We start from the raw sequence: 15,858 nt of genomic DNA, 5'->3' as shown, positions 1-15,858 counted from the left end.
CCGTCCATAACAGGAACCGGACTCGTCGGCGAGGCTCTGCGCAGTCTAGCGGATCGCCGCGGGCGAGCTTGGGCATAACGCGCCGGACGCGATCCGGTCGCATCGGGGCTTCGCCGGCGACGCTTCCGTCGGCGACGCTTGCACCGGCGACGCTTGCACCGGTCCCGCGGCTCGGGCAGAGAGGCGCATCCCCGTCCGAGAGACTTCAACCATGCCCAAGCCCGAGGCGGCGAGCCGCGGGGCCGTCGACCCGTTCTGGCGGACCAAGACGCTCGAGGCCATGACCCCGTCCGAGTGGGAGAGCCTGTGCGACGGGTGCGGCCGGTGCTGCCTGATGAAGCTCGAGGACGAGGATACCGGCGAGGTCCACCACACCGATATCGGCTGCACGCTGCTGGACGGCCTCACCTGCCGCTGCCGCGACTACGCCCGGCGCCAGAAGCGCGTGCCCGACTGCGTCCGGCTGACGCCCGAGGCGGTGCGGAGCATCTCCTGGCTGCCGCCGACCTGCGCCTACCGCCTCGTGCGGGACGGGGAGCCGCTCCACCCGTGGCACCCCCTGATCTCCGGCCGGGCGTCGAGCGTTCACGAGGCCGGGATCTCCGTCCGCGGCCGGCTCGCCGGCAACGAGGAGGAGTTTTCCGAGGACGAGCTGCCCGACCGCATCGTGGACTGGCCGGGGCGCGATCCCTACGCGGGGTAGGGCGCCCCCATCAGGGCGGGCCACCCCGGTCGGAAGGACCCGATCCGAACCCGACGCGACGCTCCTGCCTCTCCCTGCGGGGCGGAGAAAGCCGCGCCCTCTCTGTCTCAGCGATCCTGCCCGCCGAGCAGCCGTCCGCCGGCCAGCCCGTTCACCGCGATGATGATCGCGACCGCGGCCGCGTGCATCAGGAGATCCGTCGCGGTGGCGTCGTGCGGGTGGACCGGCATCAGCAGCGCCGCAGCCGTGGCGGCGACCGCGAGACCCCCGAGGGCGGCCGTGAGGTTCGGCCGCAGCGGGCAGGCGCGGCGCAGCATCACGACGATGATCGCCGAGAGCGGCACCGAGACGCAGACGAGGAAGCTGAAGCAGCCCATCACCGTGTGGGCGCCGGGGACGTCGGTCCCCGGGGCGATCCACTCGCGCAGGCAGCCGAAGCCGCTCGCGCCGATCCAGAGGGCCAGCGGCGGCAGGGGCAGCAGCGCCCAGCCGGCGGACCGACCGGGAACGCTGGTGGCAAAGGCCGCGAAGGCCGCGAAGGCCGCCGTCAGCACCGCGCCGATCGCCGCCAGGGCGAGATCGGGCACGCGCATGCGCAGCATGAAGCCCCCCGTCCCGGCCCAGGCCGCGAGGCCGAGGCCGATCAGTAGGGACGCACCGAGCCACAGGGCCGCGCGGGCCACCGGCGAGGGCAGCGGCCGCACCGGGTCGAGGCGGCCCGCGAGGTCCTCCACGAGCCGCTCGTGACGGGTCAGTGCGCAGCCGGCGCGGCTCCCCTCCCCGGACATCACTCCCTCTCCTGCGTCAGGCTGGCCCGGAGCGCCTTCAGCGCCCGGTGCAGGTTCACCTTGAGCGCCCCCTTGCTGCGGCCGGTGAGCGCCGCGGTCTCGTCGAGGGACAGTTCGCGCAGGCCGAGATGCTCCACCGCCTGCCGCTGCCCGTCCGGCAGCGCCGCCACGGCGCGGGCCAAGGCGGCGGCGCGATCCCGCGCCTCCAGTCCCTGCCCGGGGGCGGGGCCGGGATCCACCTCGGCCTCGTAGGCGAGGGGATCGTTGACCTCGTGGGGCCGGCGTCCGGCCCGGCGCAGGCGGTCGATCGCCCGCCGCTGCGTGATCGCCCGCAGCCACGGCAGGAACGGGCGCGCGGGATCGTAGCTCGCCCGGGCGCGGTGGACGGTCATCAGGGTGTCCTGCACCACGTCGTCCACCGCCTCGCCGCGCACGCCCTGCCCCCGCGCGATCGCCGACACGACCGGCAGGCAGGCCTTGAGCAGGGCGCGGTACGCGGCCGCGTCGCCCCCCTGCGCGGCCGCCATCAGGGCCGCGAGTTCCTCTTCGAGCACCATCCGGGCTCCGCCGCCGTTCCGTTCCCCGGCACGGGCCGAATCTACCCTGCGATCGGATCCCGGCGCCAGGGCCCAGCCGCCGCCCCCCGCCATCGCGAGGATCATCGCAAAGCCTCCCGGGCGGGAGCGGGCGGGTCGAGCCGGGCCGCCCCCAGGATCCGTCCGTCCGGCGCCTGCAGCAGCAGGGCCGCGGCCTCCCCCTCGGGCCGCGCCGCCGTGAAGGTCGCGGCCGTGCCGGACCAGGGGCCGAGGTCCTGCAGGGACCGGACGATGTTGGCCTGCTCGATGGTGCGTCCGGCATTCTCGCCGCGCAGAACCCGCGTGGTGTGGCTCGGGTCGAAGCCCACAAGCAGGACGCGGGCGGAACCGCTTCCGGCGCCGACCCGCGCGACGACACGGTCTCCGTCGCGCGCGACCGTGACGGGGATGCCGTCGCTGGCCGTCCGGGCCCGGGCGATCGCGGCGCGCAGGCCGGTCTCGTCGGAGCCGACCAGCCCGACCCGCCCGTCGATCACCGCCTGCGGCGTGTAGCTGGGGCCGCCGAGACGGGCGGCGTAGGCCTCCTGGCGGGCGGTGGCGGCCGGCAGGCTGTAGGGATCGCGCCAGTTCAGATGGTTCCAGTAGGTCACGTGGAAGGCGAGCGGCAGGACATCGGGGCCCTCGTGCGCGAGCCGCCCGATCAGCGCCTCCGCGGGCGGGCAGGACGAGCAGCTCTGCGAGGTGAACAGCTCGACGACGACGGGACGGTCCGCCGCCACGGCCGGGCGGAGTGCCGCACCGAGGAGGGCGGCCGAGATCAAGAGGGCAGGGCGCATGGCCGGGGCTCCGGCGCCGGATCATGCCCGGCGTACCGGCTCCTTCGGCGCGGCAGCCGCGGCGGTTACGCCGGACCGGACCCGTCGAGTTCGAAGGCGTCCACGTCGCGCAGCAGGGCCAGGAAGGCGCGGGCCCCGTGGTCCAGCGCCGCGCGCCCGGCCTCGGCCGTGCCGAGGCGCGCGTCCCCCATGGCGCCGGAGGGATGCAGGTCGCCGGCCTTCCAGGCGAAGGCGGCGGGGCGGCCGGCGCGCAGGTGCGTGAAGGTCCGGGCCATCGCCAGGGTCCGCGGCGGGAAATCGGCGATCCGGTCGGTCCGCACGAGGTCCGGCCGCAGCGCCAGCATCAGCGCGGTCTCGATCCCGCCGGCGTGGATCCCGTGCGCGATCTCGGCGTCCGGGAACAGGCCGTCCGGGTAGCCGAACCGCGCCCAGGCCGTCGTCACCGCCACCATCCCGAAGCGGGCGCGCAGCTCCGCCGCCACGAGGTCGATGAGCGCGCTGTTGCCACCGTGGCTCGAGACGATCACCAGCTTGCGGCATCCGGCGCGGTGGACCGCCGCGCCGATCCCCGTCCAGGCGGCGAGCGCCGTTCCGGTGTCCAGCGACAGGGTGCCGGGGAAGGCGTCGTGCTCGTCGGACTTGCCCACGGCCTGAACAGGCAGCAGCAGCACGTCGGGATCCGGGGGGCCTTCGGACGGCGCGAGCGCGCGCACCCGGGCGAGATAACCCTCGGCGATGTCGCAGTCGGTGGAGAGCGGCAGGTGCGGGCCGTGCTGCTCGACGGCGGCCACCGGCAGCACCGCGATCACCTGCCGCATGTCGCGGCCGGAGAAGTCGCCCGTCGTGAGATCGGACCAGAGCCGCACCGCCATATCCGCCCTGGCCTCCCTCCGCCGCCGGGTCGCGGCTCTCGGAGGACGATCTAACCGGCCTGCCCGGGCGGAGTCGACGGGCCGGGACGGGACGGCCTCAGGCGAACAGCGCGTCGATGTCGTCCTGGGACGGCATGGTGTCCGCGGCCTGGGGGCCGTTGAGCATCAGGTCCTCGGCCCGGGCCCGGCGGGCGCGCTCGGCGGGGTCCAGCGAGGCGGTGTCGCGGGCCTTCACGGCGCCGACGAACCGGGCGAGGCGCTGCTCGAACAGGCGCAGCGATTCCACCACCTTGGCGATCCGCTGGCCGGTGATGTCCTGGAACGCGCAGGCCTCGAAGATCGTGTTGATCCGTTCCTCGACGGCATCCCGGTAGCCCGGCCCGTCGGGCAGGCCGAGCATCGCCTCCGCGGCCTCCATGATCGTGTTGGTGGCGCCCGCGGTGGCCGCAACGACGCTGCCGAGTTCCTCGTGCGCCATCGGAATCCGGTCTTGGCTCATCTCGTTCGCCCGCAGCGCGCCGATCTCCTCGCGGAGATGCGCGATGTAATCCGCGATCTCGATCAGCTCCGAGATCACGGCCTGCGGTTCACGGAGCCGCCTTTCGGCCTGCCGCGCGAAGGCTGACGACATGCTTTCCTCCTCGGATCGATGGACGCCCGCCCCGGCCGGGCCGCGTCTGCTGGCCATCAGGCGCTTCGGCGGACCGGCTGGACGGCGCGGGGGCGTTGCATGCGGCCGGTCAGCTCCCGCAGACCGCCTCGATCTTCGACTTCAGCGTGGCCGCGTTGAACGGCTTGACGATGTAGTTGTTCACGCCGGCCTTCTTGGCGGCGATGACGTTCTCGGTCTTCGATTCGGCCGTGACCATGATGAACGGCGTGGTCCGAAGATTTTCGTCGGCGCGCACGTGGCGCAGCAGCTCGTACCCGGTCATCGGCTCCATGTTCCAGTCGGAGATCACGAGCCCGTACTTGCGGTCCTTGAGGCGCGCCAGTGCCGCGGTGCCGTCGGACGCGTCATCGACCTCTTCGAATCCAAGCTGCTTCAGTAGATTGCGGATAATGCGGACCATCGTCTGGTAATCGTCGACAACGAGGATCGGCATTCTCAAGTCGAGAGCCATCGAATAAGTGCTCCGTATTGCCCGGCGGGAAGCCGCGGCGGCTCCCGGATAGTTTAACGCTTCGCTAACGCGGCTTTTTAGCTGCGACGCTCGGCATTTTAAATAGGGCACCCGCATTGCGAAGCCGTTAATCGGCACGGGCGCGCGGTCCCGCCTCGCTTGACCCTCCGGACGGCTTTCGGCAGGGTCCGGTGGCGTCGGGCCCCTCGCGGACATGTCAGGCGACCCCTTCCGACCCTTCCGAGCATCCAGCCCCCAACCGATGGTCTCAGGCGACGAGACGGCCGCGCGGCCCTTCACGATCTGCGGGCCGGACATGCCGGTGCCGCAATCCCTGGCAGGGGCCGTGGCGGCGATCGGCAACTTCGACGGCGTTCATCTCGGCCACCGGAGGCTCGTGGAGAATGTCCGCGCGGCGGCGCGGGAGACCGGCCGGCCGGCGGCGATCCTGACCTTCGAGCCGCATCCGCGCGCCTACTTCACGCCCGAGGCGCCCATGTTCCGCCTCACAGGCCTCGCCGCCAAGGAGATCGTGTTCGCCAGCCTCGGGCTCGACGGGCTGATCGTCCGCCGGTTCGACGGCGCGCTGGCCGCCACGGGGGCCAGCGCCTTCGTGCACGAGTTCCTGAAGGCCTCCCTCGGCCTGTCCGGAGTGGTGGTCGGCCACGATTTTCATTTCGGCCGTGGCCGCGAGGGCACGCCGGCCGTCCTGGCCGCACTCTGCCGCGAAACGGGTCTGAGCTGCCGGATCGTCGATCCGGTCGCCCTCGGGGACGAGGCGGAACCGGTCTCGTCGAGCGCGATCCGCGCCGCACTGGCCGCCGGCGACGTCGCCCGCGCCAACAGCCTGCTCGGCTACCGATGGTTCGTGCTGGGCCCGGTCCGTCACGGCGACAAGCGCGGGCGGCAGCTCGGCTTCCCCACCGCCAACATGCGGCTGCCCGATTGCGGGCTGGCGCACGGCATCTACGCGGTGCGGGCCCGCCTCGGACCCGGCCAGTTCCGCGACGGCGTGGCGAGCTACGGCCGCCGGCCGACCTTCGACGACGGCGCGCCGCTGCTCGAGACTTACCTGTTCGACTTCACGGGCGATCTGTACGGTCGGGAGATCGCCGTGGAGTTCGTCGGCCACATCCGCGGCGAGGAGCGGTTCGCCAGCGCCGACGCGCTGGTCGCGCGGATGCACGTCGACGCGGAGGCGGCGCGGGCCCTGCTGGCGCGCGATGCGACCCGGTCGATGCTGGCCTGATCCCCGCGGGGCACCGCGAGCGGTGCGGATCGTGTAGAAGGGACCAACGAGCAGGAGGCGGACGTGCTGGGTCGTTACGAGCGCGCGAACAACGGCGAGGCGGTGGTCGAGTACGGCGACGGCACCATGCGGGTGGTCAAGCCCGGCAGCTTCGTGCGCTGCGCGGTGACCGGAGAGCCGATCCCGCTCGACGCCCTGCGCTACTGGAGCGCGGCCCGGCAGGAGGCCTACGCCTCCCCCGAGGCGATCCTGAAGCGTCTGAAGGACACCGGCCGGCCCTGACCGGTCACGGCCCACCGCCGAGCGCGCGCCGGAGCTGACGGCGCAGGGCCTCCGCGTCGTCGAGGACGAGGCGCACGCGCAGCACGCGAATGCCCGCCGCCCGGTCAGGGGGCAGGCGGACCGCATCCTTCTCGGTGGTGACGAGATCCGCCCCGAGCCGCCGCGCCTCGGCGGCCAGGGCGGCGAGGTCCCTCTCCCGATAGGGATGGTGATCCGGGAAGGCGCGGGTGCCGGCGACCTCCGCCCCCGCCTCCGCCAGGGTGGCGAAGAACTTTTCCGGCCGACCGATCCCCGCGAAGGCGAGGCAGCGCCGGCCCGCGAGAGCGTCGCCGTCCCGGACCAGGCGCGCCCGGTAGACCGGCAAGCCGCGACGCTCCGCCTCCCGGGCGAGGACGTCCCCCGCCGCCCCGTCGCCGACGACGATCAGCCCGGAGACGTGCGGCCATTGCCGCGCCAGCGGCGCGCGCAGCGGCCCGGCCGGGAACGGCAGGCCGTTGCCGAGGCCGGCGGGGCCGTCGACCACGGCGAGGCTGAGATCCTTCGCGAGGATCGGGTTCTGCAGCCCGTCATCCATCACCACGGCGTCCGCGCCGAGGCTCCGGCACAGGGCCGCTCCGGCCGGACGGTCGCGGGACACGACGGCCGGCGCCCGGCGGGCGAGGAGCAGCGGCTCGTCGCCCACCTCGGTGGCGGTGTGGCGCTCCGGATCGACCTGCACCGGTCCGACCATCCGGCCGCCATAGCCGCGGGACAGGAAGGCGGGCGCGCGGCCAAGGTCGGCGAGCAGGGCCGCGACCGCCAGGGCGGCCGGCGTCTTGCCCGCGCCGCCGAGGGTGAAGTTGCCCAGGCACACGACCGGACAGCCCGCCGCGACGCCGGGGCGGTCCATGCGCCGGGACACCAGCGCCCCGTAGGCGGCGCCGAGGGGCGCGAGGCAGCGCGCGGCCGGGTGGTCGGCCCCCGCCGCCCAGAAGCCCGGCGGCCGCATCAGGCCCGCGCGAGCGGGCGCACGCCATCGCCCCGGTCGAGGCGCTGGAGCTTCATCTGCGCGACGAACGGGTCGAGCACCGCGAGGGTGCGCGCCACCGCGCCCTCGAAGGGCAGGAGCGCGCCCTGACCCGCCTGCGCCATGCCGGCGAGGCGCGCGGGATCCCGCAGGAGTTCCCCGGCGAGGGCGGCGAGCTCCACGCCGTCGCGCACCGCGAGGGTCCCGCCGGCCCGGTCGAGGGCTTGATAAATCGCGTCGAAATTCTCCGTGTGCGGCCCGTGCAGCACCGCCGTGTCGAGGCGCACCGGCTCGATGGGGTTCTGGCCGCCCCGCGGGACCAGGGAACCGCCGAGGAAGACCAGGGGGCTGAGCCGATAGAACAGCCCCAGTTCGCCGATCGTGTCGGCGACGTAGACCTCCACGGAAGGGTGGGGTCGTCCTCCGGTGGAGCGCCGGGCGCTGCGCAGGCCCACCGCGTCGGCGCACGCGACCACCTCCGGCGCCCGGGCCGGGTGCCGCGGGGCGATGATGGTGAGGAGCCGCGGGAACTCCGCCTTCAGCATCGCGTGCGCGTAGGCGACCATGGCCTCCTCGCCCGGGTGCGTGCTGGCCGCGACCCAGACCGGCCGGTCGGCGATCATGGACCCCAGATAGGTGAGCTGCTGCGGGTCGGCCGGCGGCACCGGCGCGTCGAATTTCAGGTTCCCCGCGATGCTCACCCGCGGCGCGCCGAGCTTGGCGAAGCGGGCGCCGTCCTCCTGGGTCTGGCTGAGGCAGATGGCGATGCGCGACAGCAGCGCCTTGGCGGTGCGCGGGCAGCGCTCCCAGCCTCTGAACGAGCGCTCCGACATGCGCCCGTTGACCAGGATGAGGGGGATCTCGCGCTCGTCGAGCTCCAGGATCGTGTTCGGCCAGATCTCGGATTCGGCGATCACCGCGAGATCCGGCTGCCAGTGGTCGAGGAACCGCGCCACCCAGCGCGGCGCGTCGAGGGGCATGTACTGGTGCACCGCCCCGACCGGCAGGCGGGCGCCGATCAGGTCGGCGGCCGCCCGCGTGCCCGTGGTCACCAGCACCGAGAAGCCGCGGGCGATCATGCCCTCCACGAGGCCGATCAGCGACAGCGCCTCGCCGACGCTCGCCCCGTGCATCCAGGCCAGGGACCCCACCGGGCGGGCCCGGCCGGGCAGGCCGCGCCGTTCGGGAAGCCGCAGCGGGTCCTCCTTGCCGCGCTGCGCCCGCCACGCGAGCAGCCCGGTCAGCGCCGGCTCGCCGATCCGCAGGCCGGCCCGGTAGGCCTGAAGCGGCAGGGTCACGGAGGGGCGCCTCACGCCGCGTCCCCCACGGTCGCGGGCGCGGCCAGCGGCGCCGCCTCGCGGTAGAGCGCGGCCCGGTCGGCGCGCCCGACCAGGGCGTAGGCCCGGGCATGGACCCGGTTCATCTCGGCCTCGACGAAGCGCCGGAGCGCCTCGAAGGCATCGTCCGCGCAGTCGCGCGGGACGAAGATCGGATCGCCGAGCACGATCGCGCCGCGACCGAAGGGCAGGCCCAGGCAGGCGCGATCCCAGGACTTGAAGCGCAGATGGCGGCTCGTCACGACGGCCGCCGGGACGATCGGCCGGCCGGAGAAGCGCGCCAGCGTCAGGATCCCGGCGTCGCACCGGCGCGAGACCTTCGGCACGTCCGCGCTGAAGGCCACCGACTCGCCGGCCTTCAGGGCCCGCAGCATCGCCCGGAACCCCTCCGCGCCGCCCTTGGCGCGGGTGTCGCTGGCGCGGTTCCTGCCCCGGGCACCGGAGGCCCGGATCACCCGCACGCCGAGCCGCTCGAGCGCGATGGTGTTGATGTTGCCGTCCGGGTTCTTCGAGATGATCGTGGCCACCCGATCGCCTGGCCGGCGCATGAACGGCATCATGATGTGCTGCCCGTGCCACATGCCGGCGATGACCGGCAGCCGCGCATCCAGCCACGCATCGGCCCCGCCGGGATTCGCCCCGGCCGCGTGGACTTGAAACCGGTTGGTCGCCCGCACGAGCCCCAGATAGGCCGCCGCCAAGCGGCCGAGGACGCGCTGCACGGTAGGACGACGAAGGAAACGCTTGCCGAGACTCATGTCACGCCTGAGGCGGCTCGACCGCCAACGCCCGATCGGTTCCGGATCGAATCGGACCGCGCATGCTCTAGCCCCCGTGCCTGAGACGAAACAATCGGCCTCGTCCTCAACCAGACGTTTAGGGTCGCCCGGGCTGCCGGCCGTTCCGACCCTGCGGATGCTCCCGCCGCGCGGCGAAAACGGGGCGGCCGGGCTTGTTTAGATCTATTCCAGACTGTAGATTGGAATAGATCTAATCGAGGAGTTTCATGATGGCAGCCATGCTCGGCGGCATCTCCGATGGGGCCTGGGAGGCCCGTCGCACCTTCGTCCTGCGCTACGTGCAGCCGGGCCTGGCCGGGCTGATCGACGGCTCGGTCTCGACGCTGGCACCGATCTTCGCCGCCGCCTTCGCGACGGGTCACAATGGCGCGACCTTCTTGGTGGGGCTCGCGGCGTCGGTGGGTGCCGGCATCAGCATGGGCTTCACGGAGGCGCTGTCGGACGACGGCAGCGTGACCGGGCGCGGCGACCCGTGGCTCCGCGGCCTCGTCTGCGGGGTCATGACCACGCTCGGCGGGCTCGGACACACGCTGCCCTACGCGATCCCCGACTCGCTTCCCCCGGGCTGGCCCAACCCCTTCGTCCTGGCGACAAGCCTCGCCGTCCTTGTGGTGGTCGTCGAGCTGGTCGCCATCGCGGCGATCCGCACGCGCTTCATGGCCACGCCGTTCTGGCGGGCGGCCCTGCAGGTGATGCTCGGCGGCGCCCTGGTGCTGGCCACGGGAATGCTCATCGGAAGCGCTTGACGCCGGGGCCCGTGCCCGCGATGCGGTGCGGGCTTTCCTGGCCGTCTCGAGCGTGACCCCGGCGTTGACCTTCCGCCTCGCCCATCTCAGCGATCCCCATGTCGGCCCCCTGGGCCGGGTGCGCCTGCACCAGCTCCTCGGCAAGCGCGCCACCGGATACGCCAACTGGCGGCGCGGCCGCTCGCGCAGTCACGACATGACCGTGCTGGAGGCCCTGGTCTCCGACCTGAAGGGGCAGGGCGCCGGGCACGTCGCCTGCACCGGGGACCTGTGCAACATCGGCCTGCCGAGCGAGTGGGAGACGGCGCGCACGTTCCTGGAGGCCCTCGGCACACCCGAGACGGTGAGCTTCGTCCCGGGCAATCACGACGCCTATGTCCGCGGCTCCCTGGAGGGGCTGCTCGCCGCCTGCGGCCGCTACACCGGCGACGATTCGGGATCGTCGGGACGCTTCCCCTACCTGCGGCGGCGCGGCCCCCTCGCCCTGATCGGCCTCTCCAGCGCGATCCCCACCAAGCCCTTCGTGGCCACCGGACGCCTCGGCGCCCCGCAGCTCGCCGCCGCCGAGACCCTGCTGCGGGCGCTCGCCACCGAACCGGGCCGGCCCTTCCGCATCATCATGATCCATCATCCGCCGCAGCCCGGCGGAGCGGCGGCGGGCCGCGAGCTGAAGGATGCGGCGGCCTTCACGGCGATGATCGCCCGGGCCGGCGCGGAGCTGATCCTGCACGGCCACAACCACGTGATCAGCAGCGCCGCGATCCCGGGGCCGGACGGGCGCAGCGTCCCGGTGGTCGGGGTCCCCTCGGCCTCGGCTCGGCCGGACGGGCACGGGGCGACCGCGTCGCGCCGGGCCTCCTACCTTCTGTACGATATCGCTCCGGCGGCGGCCGGCTTCGCGATCAGCGCCCGGCGCCGGGGCCTCGATGCGGCCGGGGCCATGTGCGACCTCGGCCCTCTCGATCTCGCCTGACGGAGCCGGCCGGCACGTCGTCGGTCTCTAGGGTCGCGCCGGCGCGTCGTTCGTCATGCCGATCGGTCAGAGGCCCGCGGCGAGCAGGTCTGAGCGAAGCTGGCGACTGAGGCTTGCCTCGTAGCGCTCGGCCTGGAGGCGTGTGAGACCGCAGATCAGCGCGCGTGTGCCGCGATACACGGTATAAGTCCCATCGTGGGTCGGTCTGACGCGAATCACCTCTGCCATGGAGCCCTCCCTGTGCTTGAGGTTGCCTGCCTTCGTCTGAGGAGATCGTCCCTTCTTGTTGGATTGGCGGATCGAACGCGCGAACCAGAACGAGGTTAGCCACGCCTTCCGACGTGGCAAGACCCGCGGATGAAATAATGCTTAAGTATTTCCGCTGCAGCGCGGCAAGCCGTTGCCCGCACTGGCGATCCGAAGCTGCTTAAAAATGCGGCCCCGCGTTTGCATTTTGAATATGGTGAGACGTCCTGCCGGGTGCCGCCCGGAGGGCGCGATTGGCAGGCCGATTCGCCCCGTTGCGGGCGTGCGAAAGGAACTCCCATGCAGCTCTGGCGTCAGACGGCGACCGACCTCGCGGCCTTGATCCGCTCCGGTCAGGTCTCGGCCCGGGAAGTCGCGCAGGACGCCCTCGGTCGTCTGGACGCGGTCAACGGCCGGATCAACGGCGTGGTCGAGCACCGCCCGGAGGACGCGCTGGCGCAGGCCGACGCGGTCGATGCCGCCCGCGGTCGGGGCGACGCCCTCGGGCCTCTGGCGGGCGTGCCGGTGACCGTGAAGGTCAATGCCGACCAGCAGGGCTTCGCGACGACGAACGGGCTGCGCCTCCAGCGCGACCTCGTCGCCGCGCAGGACAGCCCTGTGGTCGCCAATCTCCGCCGGGCCGGGGCGGTGCTGCTCGGGCGGACCAACACGCCGGCCTTCTCGCTGCGCTGGTTCACCACCAACCAGCTGCACGGCGCCACCAAGAACCCGCGCGATCCGGCGCTGACCCCGGGGGGCTCGTCGGGCGGCGCCGGAGCGGCCGTCGCCGCCGGAATCGGCGCGATCGCCCACGGCACCGACATCGCGGGCTCCGTGCGCTACCCGGCTTATGCCTGCGGCGTTCACGGCCTCCGGCCGAGCCTCGGCCGCATCCCGGCCTTCAACGCGTCGTCGCCCGAGCGGGGGATCGGGCCGCAGCTCATGGCGGTGTCGGGGCCGCTCGCCCGCAGCATCGCGGATGTCCGTCTCGGGCTGGAGGTCATGGCCGCGCCCGACCCGCGCGATCCCTGGTGGGTTCCGGCCCCGCTGGAGGGACCGGAGCGGCCGCGCCGGGCCGCGCTCTGCGTGCGGCCGGGCGGCCTCGCGGTGGTCCCCGAGGTCGAGGCGGCCCTGCGGGACGCCGCGCGGCGTCTGCAGGAGGCCGGCTGGGCGGTGACGGAGATCGCCGACACGCCCCCGATCCGCGAGGCGAGCGAGATCCAGCTCCAGCTCTGGCTGGGCGACGGCTACGCGGCCGTCCGCGACGCGGCGGAGCGCGAGGGCGATCCGGCGGCGATCGGGCTCCTGGAGAGTTTCCGCGCCCGCGCCGAGGCGATGCCGCCCGACGCGATCGCGAAGGCGCTGACCCGGCGGGCGACGCTCGCCCGGGACTGGTCCCTGTTCCTCGCGGAGCACCCGGTGCTGCTGGTGCCGGTCTCGGGCGAGCTGCCGTTCCCGGACGGGCTCGACCGCACCGGGGATGCCGGCATCGCCCGGGCCTTCGAGGCGAACCTCCTGCAGGTCGGGCTGGCGCCGATCGGCGTCCCGGCGCTCACCGTCACCACCGGGCTCGTCGGACGGGCGCCGGTCGGCGTGCAGTTGGTCGCCGCGCGCTACCGGGAGGATCTGTGCCTCGCGGCGGGCGCCGCGATCGAGGCGGCCGGCGTCCCGGAAATGCCGGTGGATCCGGCCTGACGGGGGTTGTCCGGCGGCGTCGGGCTCACCCCTGCGCCTCCGCACCCAGGCTCGCCAGCAGCGCCGCGAACAGCCGCGCGCGCTGGGGCAGCGTGTCGATCAGCACGTGTTCCTCCAGGGTGTGGTAGCCCTGGCCGAGGGGCCCGAGCCCGTCGAGGGTCGGGATGCCGTTGGCGCCCGTGAAATTGCCGTCCGAGCCGCCGCCGGCGCTGCGATGGGGCAGGGGCTGGCCCAGGGCCTCGCTGAGCGCGCGCGCCCGCTCGTAGAGGGCCAGGCAGCCGGCATCCGGCTCCCAGACCGGCCGGGTCACGCCCCGGGTCACGGTGAAGCGGACGCCGTCCTCCTCGTCCGACAGGGCCAGCATCCGCTCGACGCCGCGGTCGAGGTCGGCCTGGCGCTTGGCCATGCTGAGCGCCTGCCCGCGGCACAGGGTCGGGACGCAGTTCACCCACTGCCCGCCGGAGACGATGCCGGTGGAGAAGGTGCAGTCGGCATCCGACATCGCGTCAATGGCGAGGATCTTGCGCGCCATCGCGCGGATCGCCGAGCGCCCCTCGTGCGGCGAGGCTCCGGCGTGGCTCGGCCGGCCCAGGGCCTCCAGCGCGAAGCGCGCGATGGCGTAGCGGCCGGTGACCACGCCGTTCCCGGGCTGGCCGGGCTCGGGCACCAGCACGAAGGCGTGGCGGGCGGCCTCGGCCTCGATCAGGTCGCGGGTCGAGGGGCTGCCCACCTCCTCGTCGCCGGTGAACAGGACGGTCACGGGCAGCGGCGTCGCGACGCCGGCCGCCGCCAGCGCGCGGATCGCCGCCAGGGCGATCACGTTGCCGCCCTTCATGTCGAGGATGCCGGGCCCGTAGGCGCGGTTCCCCTCGATCCGCCAGGGCAGGGCGCTGAGCGTCCCCACCGGATGGACCGTGTCGAGATGGCCGAGCACCAGGATGCCCGGCACATCCCGCCGCGGATGCGGGAAGCGGGCGCGGACGCAGTCGCTCAGGTCCATCCGGCCGGGGATCGTCTCGACCGTCGCGCCCGCGAGGGCGAGGTCGCGGGCGGCCACGCCCATCATCCTGTTGACCGCCGCCGCGTCGTAGGTGGGGCTCTCGCACGCGACCCAGGGGCGCAGGGTCGCGAGGATCTCGCCCGCGTCGAAGCTCAGGTCCGGGATCATCGGGCGTTCTCCTCGGCGAAAGGATCGGGGACGCGCGGCCAGTAGGCGCCCGACCGCTTGGTGTAGGGGATGGCCCCGTAATCCGGCGGCACCGCCCCGGGGGCCGCCACGTAGCGGACCTCGCTCGCGATGGGCGCGAAGGCAGCGTAGAAGTGCTGCATCGACTTCACCACGACGATGCGTTTGTCGTCGAGGGTCAGCCCGAGCCCCGTGAACGCGTCGGGCGCGAAGGCCTGCTGGCGCCTGTGGGTCAGGACCACGTGGAGCCCGTCGGCCTCGACCCAGGCGGCGGGGCCGAGCTGCGCCCGGCCGCCGCTGAGCCCCGTCTGGCTGTGATCGTCCGACAGGCCGCGCACGGTGACCCGCAAATCCACGGGATCACCCGAGGTGACGCCGCACTTGCCGCCGATCCGGAGGGTGAAGGTCGCGCCGAGGCCGGCCTCGTGGCAGATGCCGACCGCGCCGGGATCCCAGACCAGGCCCAGGGCCACGTCCCGCACGCCGCGCGCGGCGAGGCGCGCGAGGATCGCCGTGTTGTCCGAGGGTGCGCCCGCGCCGGCATTGTCGGCGAAGTCGGCGAGCACCATCGGACGCGGATCGCCGGAGGCGAGGCCGAGGTCGATGGCGGCGTCGATCGTGTCGCACCGGCTCGCCGCCGCCTCGCGCATCGCCCAGACCGCGGCGGCGAGTTCGTCGGCGAGCGCCTGCGCCTTCGCCGCATCGCCATCCGCCACGACGAGCATCTTGGCGCCGACATCCGCCACGTCGCCCCAGGGAAAGCCGTGCCCGAAGGAGACCGACAGGATGCCGTCGCGCCCCTCGAGGGACTCCATCCGGCGCACGAAGCCGGCGACCGGCTCGCGGCTCGTGCGCCACATGTTGACGATCCGGCAGTCGGCATAGGCCATGACCGGCCGGATGTCCTTCTCCACCGTCCGCACCACGAGCGGGTAGAGGTCGCGGGCGCGGTCGACGATGTCGGTGTGCGGGTACTCCTTGTAGATCACGATGACGTCGGCACTGGTCCGCATCGTCTCGGTGAGATGGCAGTGGAGGTCGAGCTCGACGCCGATCGTGGCGTCCGGCCCGACGATCGCGCGGACCCGCTCCAGAGTGTCGCCCTCGCAATCGTCGGTGCCCTCCGCCACCATGGCGCCGTGCATGAACAGCAGCACGGCGTCGACCGGCATGGCGGCCTTCAGGTCGTCGAGCAGGGCGTCGCGCAGCTCCTCGTAGACGGCCCGCAGGGTGATCCCGCCGGGCTGGGCGAAGGTCGAGAGGCTCTCGACCACCGTGTGCCCGTCCGCCTCGGCCAGTTCGCGCCACGCCTTGAGGCCGATATTGCTGAGGCTCGGCGGGTTCCGGCTGCCGTCCCGGCGGGCGTAGTCGGCCAGGAAGGCGGCGCGCCCGGTGGGCAGCGGCGCGAACGTGTTGGTCTCGGTGGCGAGGCCCGCGATGAAGATCTTCAAGGTCTTAGTCCCACTCCGTCCCGGCCGC

The 15,858-nt window shown here is 73.4% G+C and carries 17 protein-coding genes and 1 pseudogene; 6 read left to right on the top strand and 12 right to left on the bottom strand.

Annotated features, from left to right (window positions below):
- The first annotated feature begins 211 nt into the window (after positions 1-211).
- On the top strand, positions 212-703 hold the full coding sequence (locus ACLBX9_RS26565) for a YcgN family cysteine cluster protein (protein ID WP_010685374.1): 492 nt from the start codon (positions 212-214) through the stop codon (positions 701-703).
- Positions 704-810: 107 nt separating this feature from the next.
- On the opposite strand, the gene ACLBX9_RS26560 is transcribed toward ACLBX9_RS26565, so the two are convergent.
- From ACLBX9_RS26560 to ACLBX9_RS26535, 6 genes are all read right to left on the bottom strand, one after another.
- Positions 811-1,491, bottom strand: a complete 681-nt coding sequence (locus tag ACLBX9_RS26560; protein ID WP_447720999.1) for an NrsF family protein — start codon at positions 1,489-1,491, stop codon at positions 811-813.
- Positions 1,491-2,048: an RNA polymerase sigma factor gene (locus ACLBX9_RS26555; protein ID WP_039894005.1), complete on the bottom strand. Its 558-nt coding sequence runs from the start codon at positions 2,046-2,048 to the stop codon at positions 1,491-1,493. Before ACLBX9_RS26555 ends, ACLBX9_RS26560 begins: the two co-directional genes overlap by 1 nt.
- Before the next feature lie 101 nt (positions 2,049-2,149).
- The gene (locus ACLBX9_RS26550; protein ID WP_010685371.1) at positions 2,150-2,863 is read right to left on the bottom strand and encodes a DUF1223 domain-containing protein; all 714 of its coding nucleotides are present in this window, start codon (positions 2,861-2,863) and stop codon (positions 2,150-2,152) included.
- 65 nt (positions 2,864-2,928) lie between these two features.
- Complete coding sequence (locus ACLBX9_RS26545; RefSeq protein WP_447720998.1) at positions 2,929-3,735, bottom strand: creatininase family protein; 807 nt, start codon at positions 3,733-3,735, stop codon at positions 2,929-2,931.
- Between the two features lie 97 nt (positions 3,736-3,832).
- The gene (locus ACLBX9_RS26540; RefSeq protein ID WP_010685369.1) at positions 3,833-4,366 is read right to left on the bottom strand and encodes a protein phosphatase CheZ; all 534 of its coding nucleotides are present in this window, start codon (positions 4,364-4,366) and stop codon (positions 3,833-3,835) included.
- A gap of 109 nt (positions 4,367-4,475) precedes the next feature.
- Positions 4,476-4,859 (bottom strand): response regulator, encoded by a 384-nt coding sequence (locus tag ACLBX9_RS26535; RefSeq protein WP_447720997.1) that lies wholly within the window; start codon positions 4,857-4,859, stop codon positions 4,476-4,478.
- Between the two features lie 262 nt (positions 4,860-5,121).
- Between ACLBX9_RS26535 and ACLBX9_RS26530 the strand changes: the two genes are divergently transcribed.
- The gene (locus ACLBX9_RS26530) at positions 5,122-6,108 is read left to right on the top strand and encodes a bifunctional riboflavin kinase/FAD synthetase (protein ID WP_010685367.1); all 987 of its coding nucleotides are present in this window, start codon (positions 5,122-5,124) and stop codon (positions 6,106-6,108) included.
- A gap of 63 nt (positions 6,109-6,171) precedes the next feature.
- Positions 6,172-6,390: a DUF2093 domain-containing protein gene (locus ACLBX9_RS26525; RefSeq protein WP_010685366.1), complete on the top strand. Its 219-nt coding sequence runs from the start codon at positions 6,172-6,174 to the stop codon at positions 6,388-6,390.
- 4 nt (positions 6,391-6,394) lie between these two features.
- Here the strand turns inward: ACLBX9_RS26525 and lpxK are convergent, their stop codons facing one another.
- Genes lpxK through ACLBX9_RS26510 form a run of 3 tightly spaced genes read right to left on the bottom strand, consistent with a single transcriptional unit; the run spans position 6,395 to position 9,491 of the window.
- Positions 6,395-7,378 carry a tetraacyldisaccharide 4'-kinase gene (gene lpxK, locus ACLBX9_RS26520; RefSeq protein ID WP_447720996.1) on the bottom strand — a complete coding sequence of 328 codons (984 nt, stop codon included), beginning with the start codon at positions 7,376-7,378 and terminating at the stop codon, positions 6,395-6,397.
- Positions 7,378-8,709, bottom strand: coding sequence for a 3-deoxy-D-manno-octulosonic acid transferase (locus ACLBX9_RS26515; RefSeq protein WP_447720995.1), 1,332 nt, complete (start codon positions 8,707-8,709; stop codon positions 7,378-7,380). The genes lpxK and ACLBX9_RS26515 overlap by 1 nt, the downstream gene beginning before the upstream one ends.
- Positions 8,706-9,491: a lysophospholipid acyltransferase family protein gene (locus ACLBX9_RS26510; RefSeq protein WP_447720994.1), complete on the bottom strand. Its 786-nt coding sequence runs from the start codon at positions 9,489-9,491 to the stop codon at positions 8,706-8,708. The genes ACLBX9_RS26515 and ACLBX9_RS26510 overlap by 4 nt, the downstream gene beginning before the upstream one ends.
- A gap of 296 nt (positions 9,492-9,787) precedes the next feature.
- On the opposite strand from ACLBX9_RS26510, the pseudogene ACLBX9_RS26505 reads away from it, so the two are divergent.
- Both ACLBX9_RS26505 and ACLBX9_RS26500 read left to right on the top strand, forming a co-directional pair.
- Positions 9,788-10,279, top strand: a pseudogene (locus ACLBX9_RS26505) (VIT1/CCC1 transporter family protein); the annotation flags it as partial.
- 64 nt (positions 10,280-10,343) lie between these two features.
- A complete protein-coding gene (locus ACLBX9_RS26500; RefSeq protein WP_447720993.1) occupies positions 10,344-11,252 on the top strand; it encodes a metallophosphoesterase family protein in 909 nt (302 codons plus the stop codon).
- Between the two features lie 66 nt (positions 11,253-11,318).
- On the opposite strand, the gene ACLBX9_RS26495 is transcribed toward ACLBX9_RS26500, so the two are convergent.
- Positions 11,319-11,480: a hypothetical protein gene (locus tag ACLBX9_RS26495; protein ID WP_010685360.1), complete on the bottom strand. Its 162-nt coding sequence runs from the start codon at positions 11,478-11,480 to the stop codon at positions 11,319-11,321.
- 318 nt (positions 11,481-11,798) lie between these two features.
- Here ACLBX9_RS26495 and ACLBX9_RS26490 point away from each other — a divergent pair, with 318 nt between their 5' ends.
- Positions 11,799-13,193 carry an amidase family protein gene (locus ACLBX9_RS26490; protein ID WP_447720992.1) on the top strand — a complete coding sequence of 465 codons (1,395 nt, stop codon included), beginning with the start codon at positions 11,799-11,801 and terminating at the stop codon, positions 13,191-13,193.
- 25 nt (positions 13,194-13,218) lie between these two features.
- Here the strand turns inward: ACLBX9_RS26490 and ACLBX9_RS26485 are convergent, their stop codons facing one another.
- Together ACLBX9_RS26485 and ACLBX9_RS26480 are read right to left on the bottom strand one after the other, a co-directional pair.
- Positions 13,219-14,361, bottom strand: a complete 1,143-nt coding sequence (locus tag ACLBX9_RS26485) for a M20/M25/M40 family metallo-hydrolase (RefSeq protein WP_010685358.1) — start codon at positions 14,359-14,361, stop codon at positions 13,219-13,221.
- Complete coding sequence (locus ACLBX9_RS26480; protein ID WP_447720991.1) at positions 14,358-15,830, bottom strand: M81 family metallopeptidase; 1,473 nt, start codon at positions 15,828-15,830, stop codon at positions 14,358-14,360. The genes ACLBX9_RS26485 and ACLBX9_RS26480 overlap by 4 nt, the downstream gene beginning before the upstream one ends.
- Positions 15,831-15,858: the final 28 nt, after the last annotated feature.

The sequence above is a fragment of the Methylobacterium sp. A49B genome (assembly GCF_053346215.1).
Note: the sequence above shows the minus strand (reverse complement) of the source record. Positions and strands in the feature narration are given on the sequence as shown.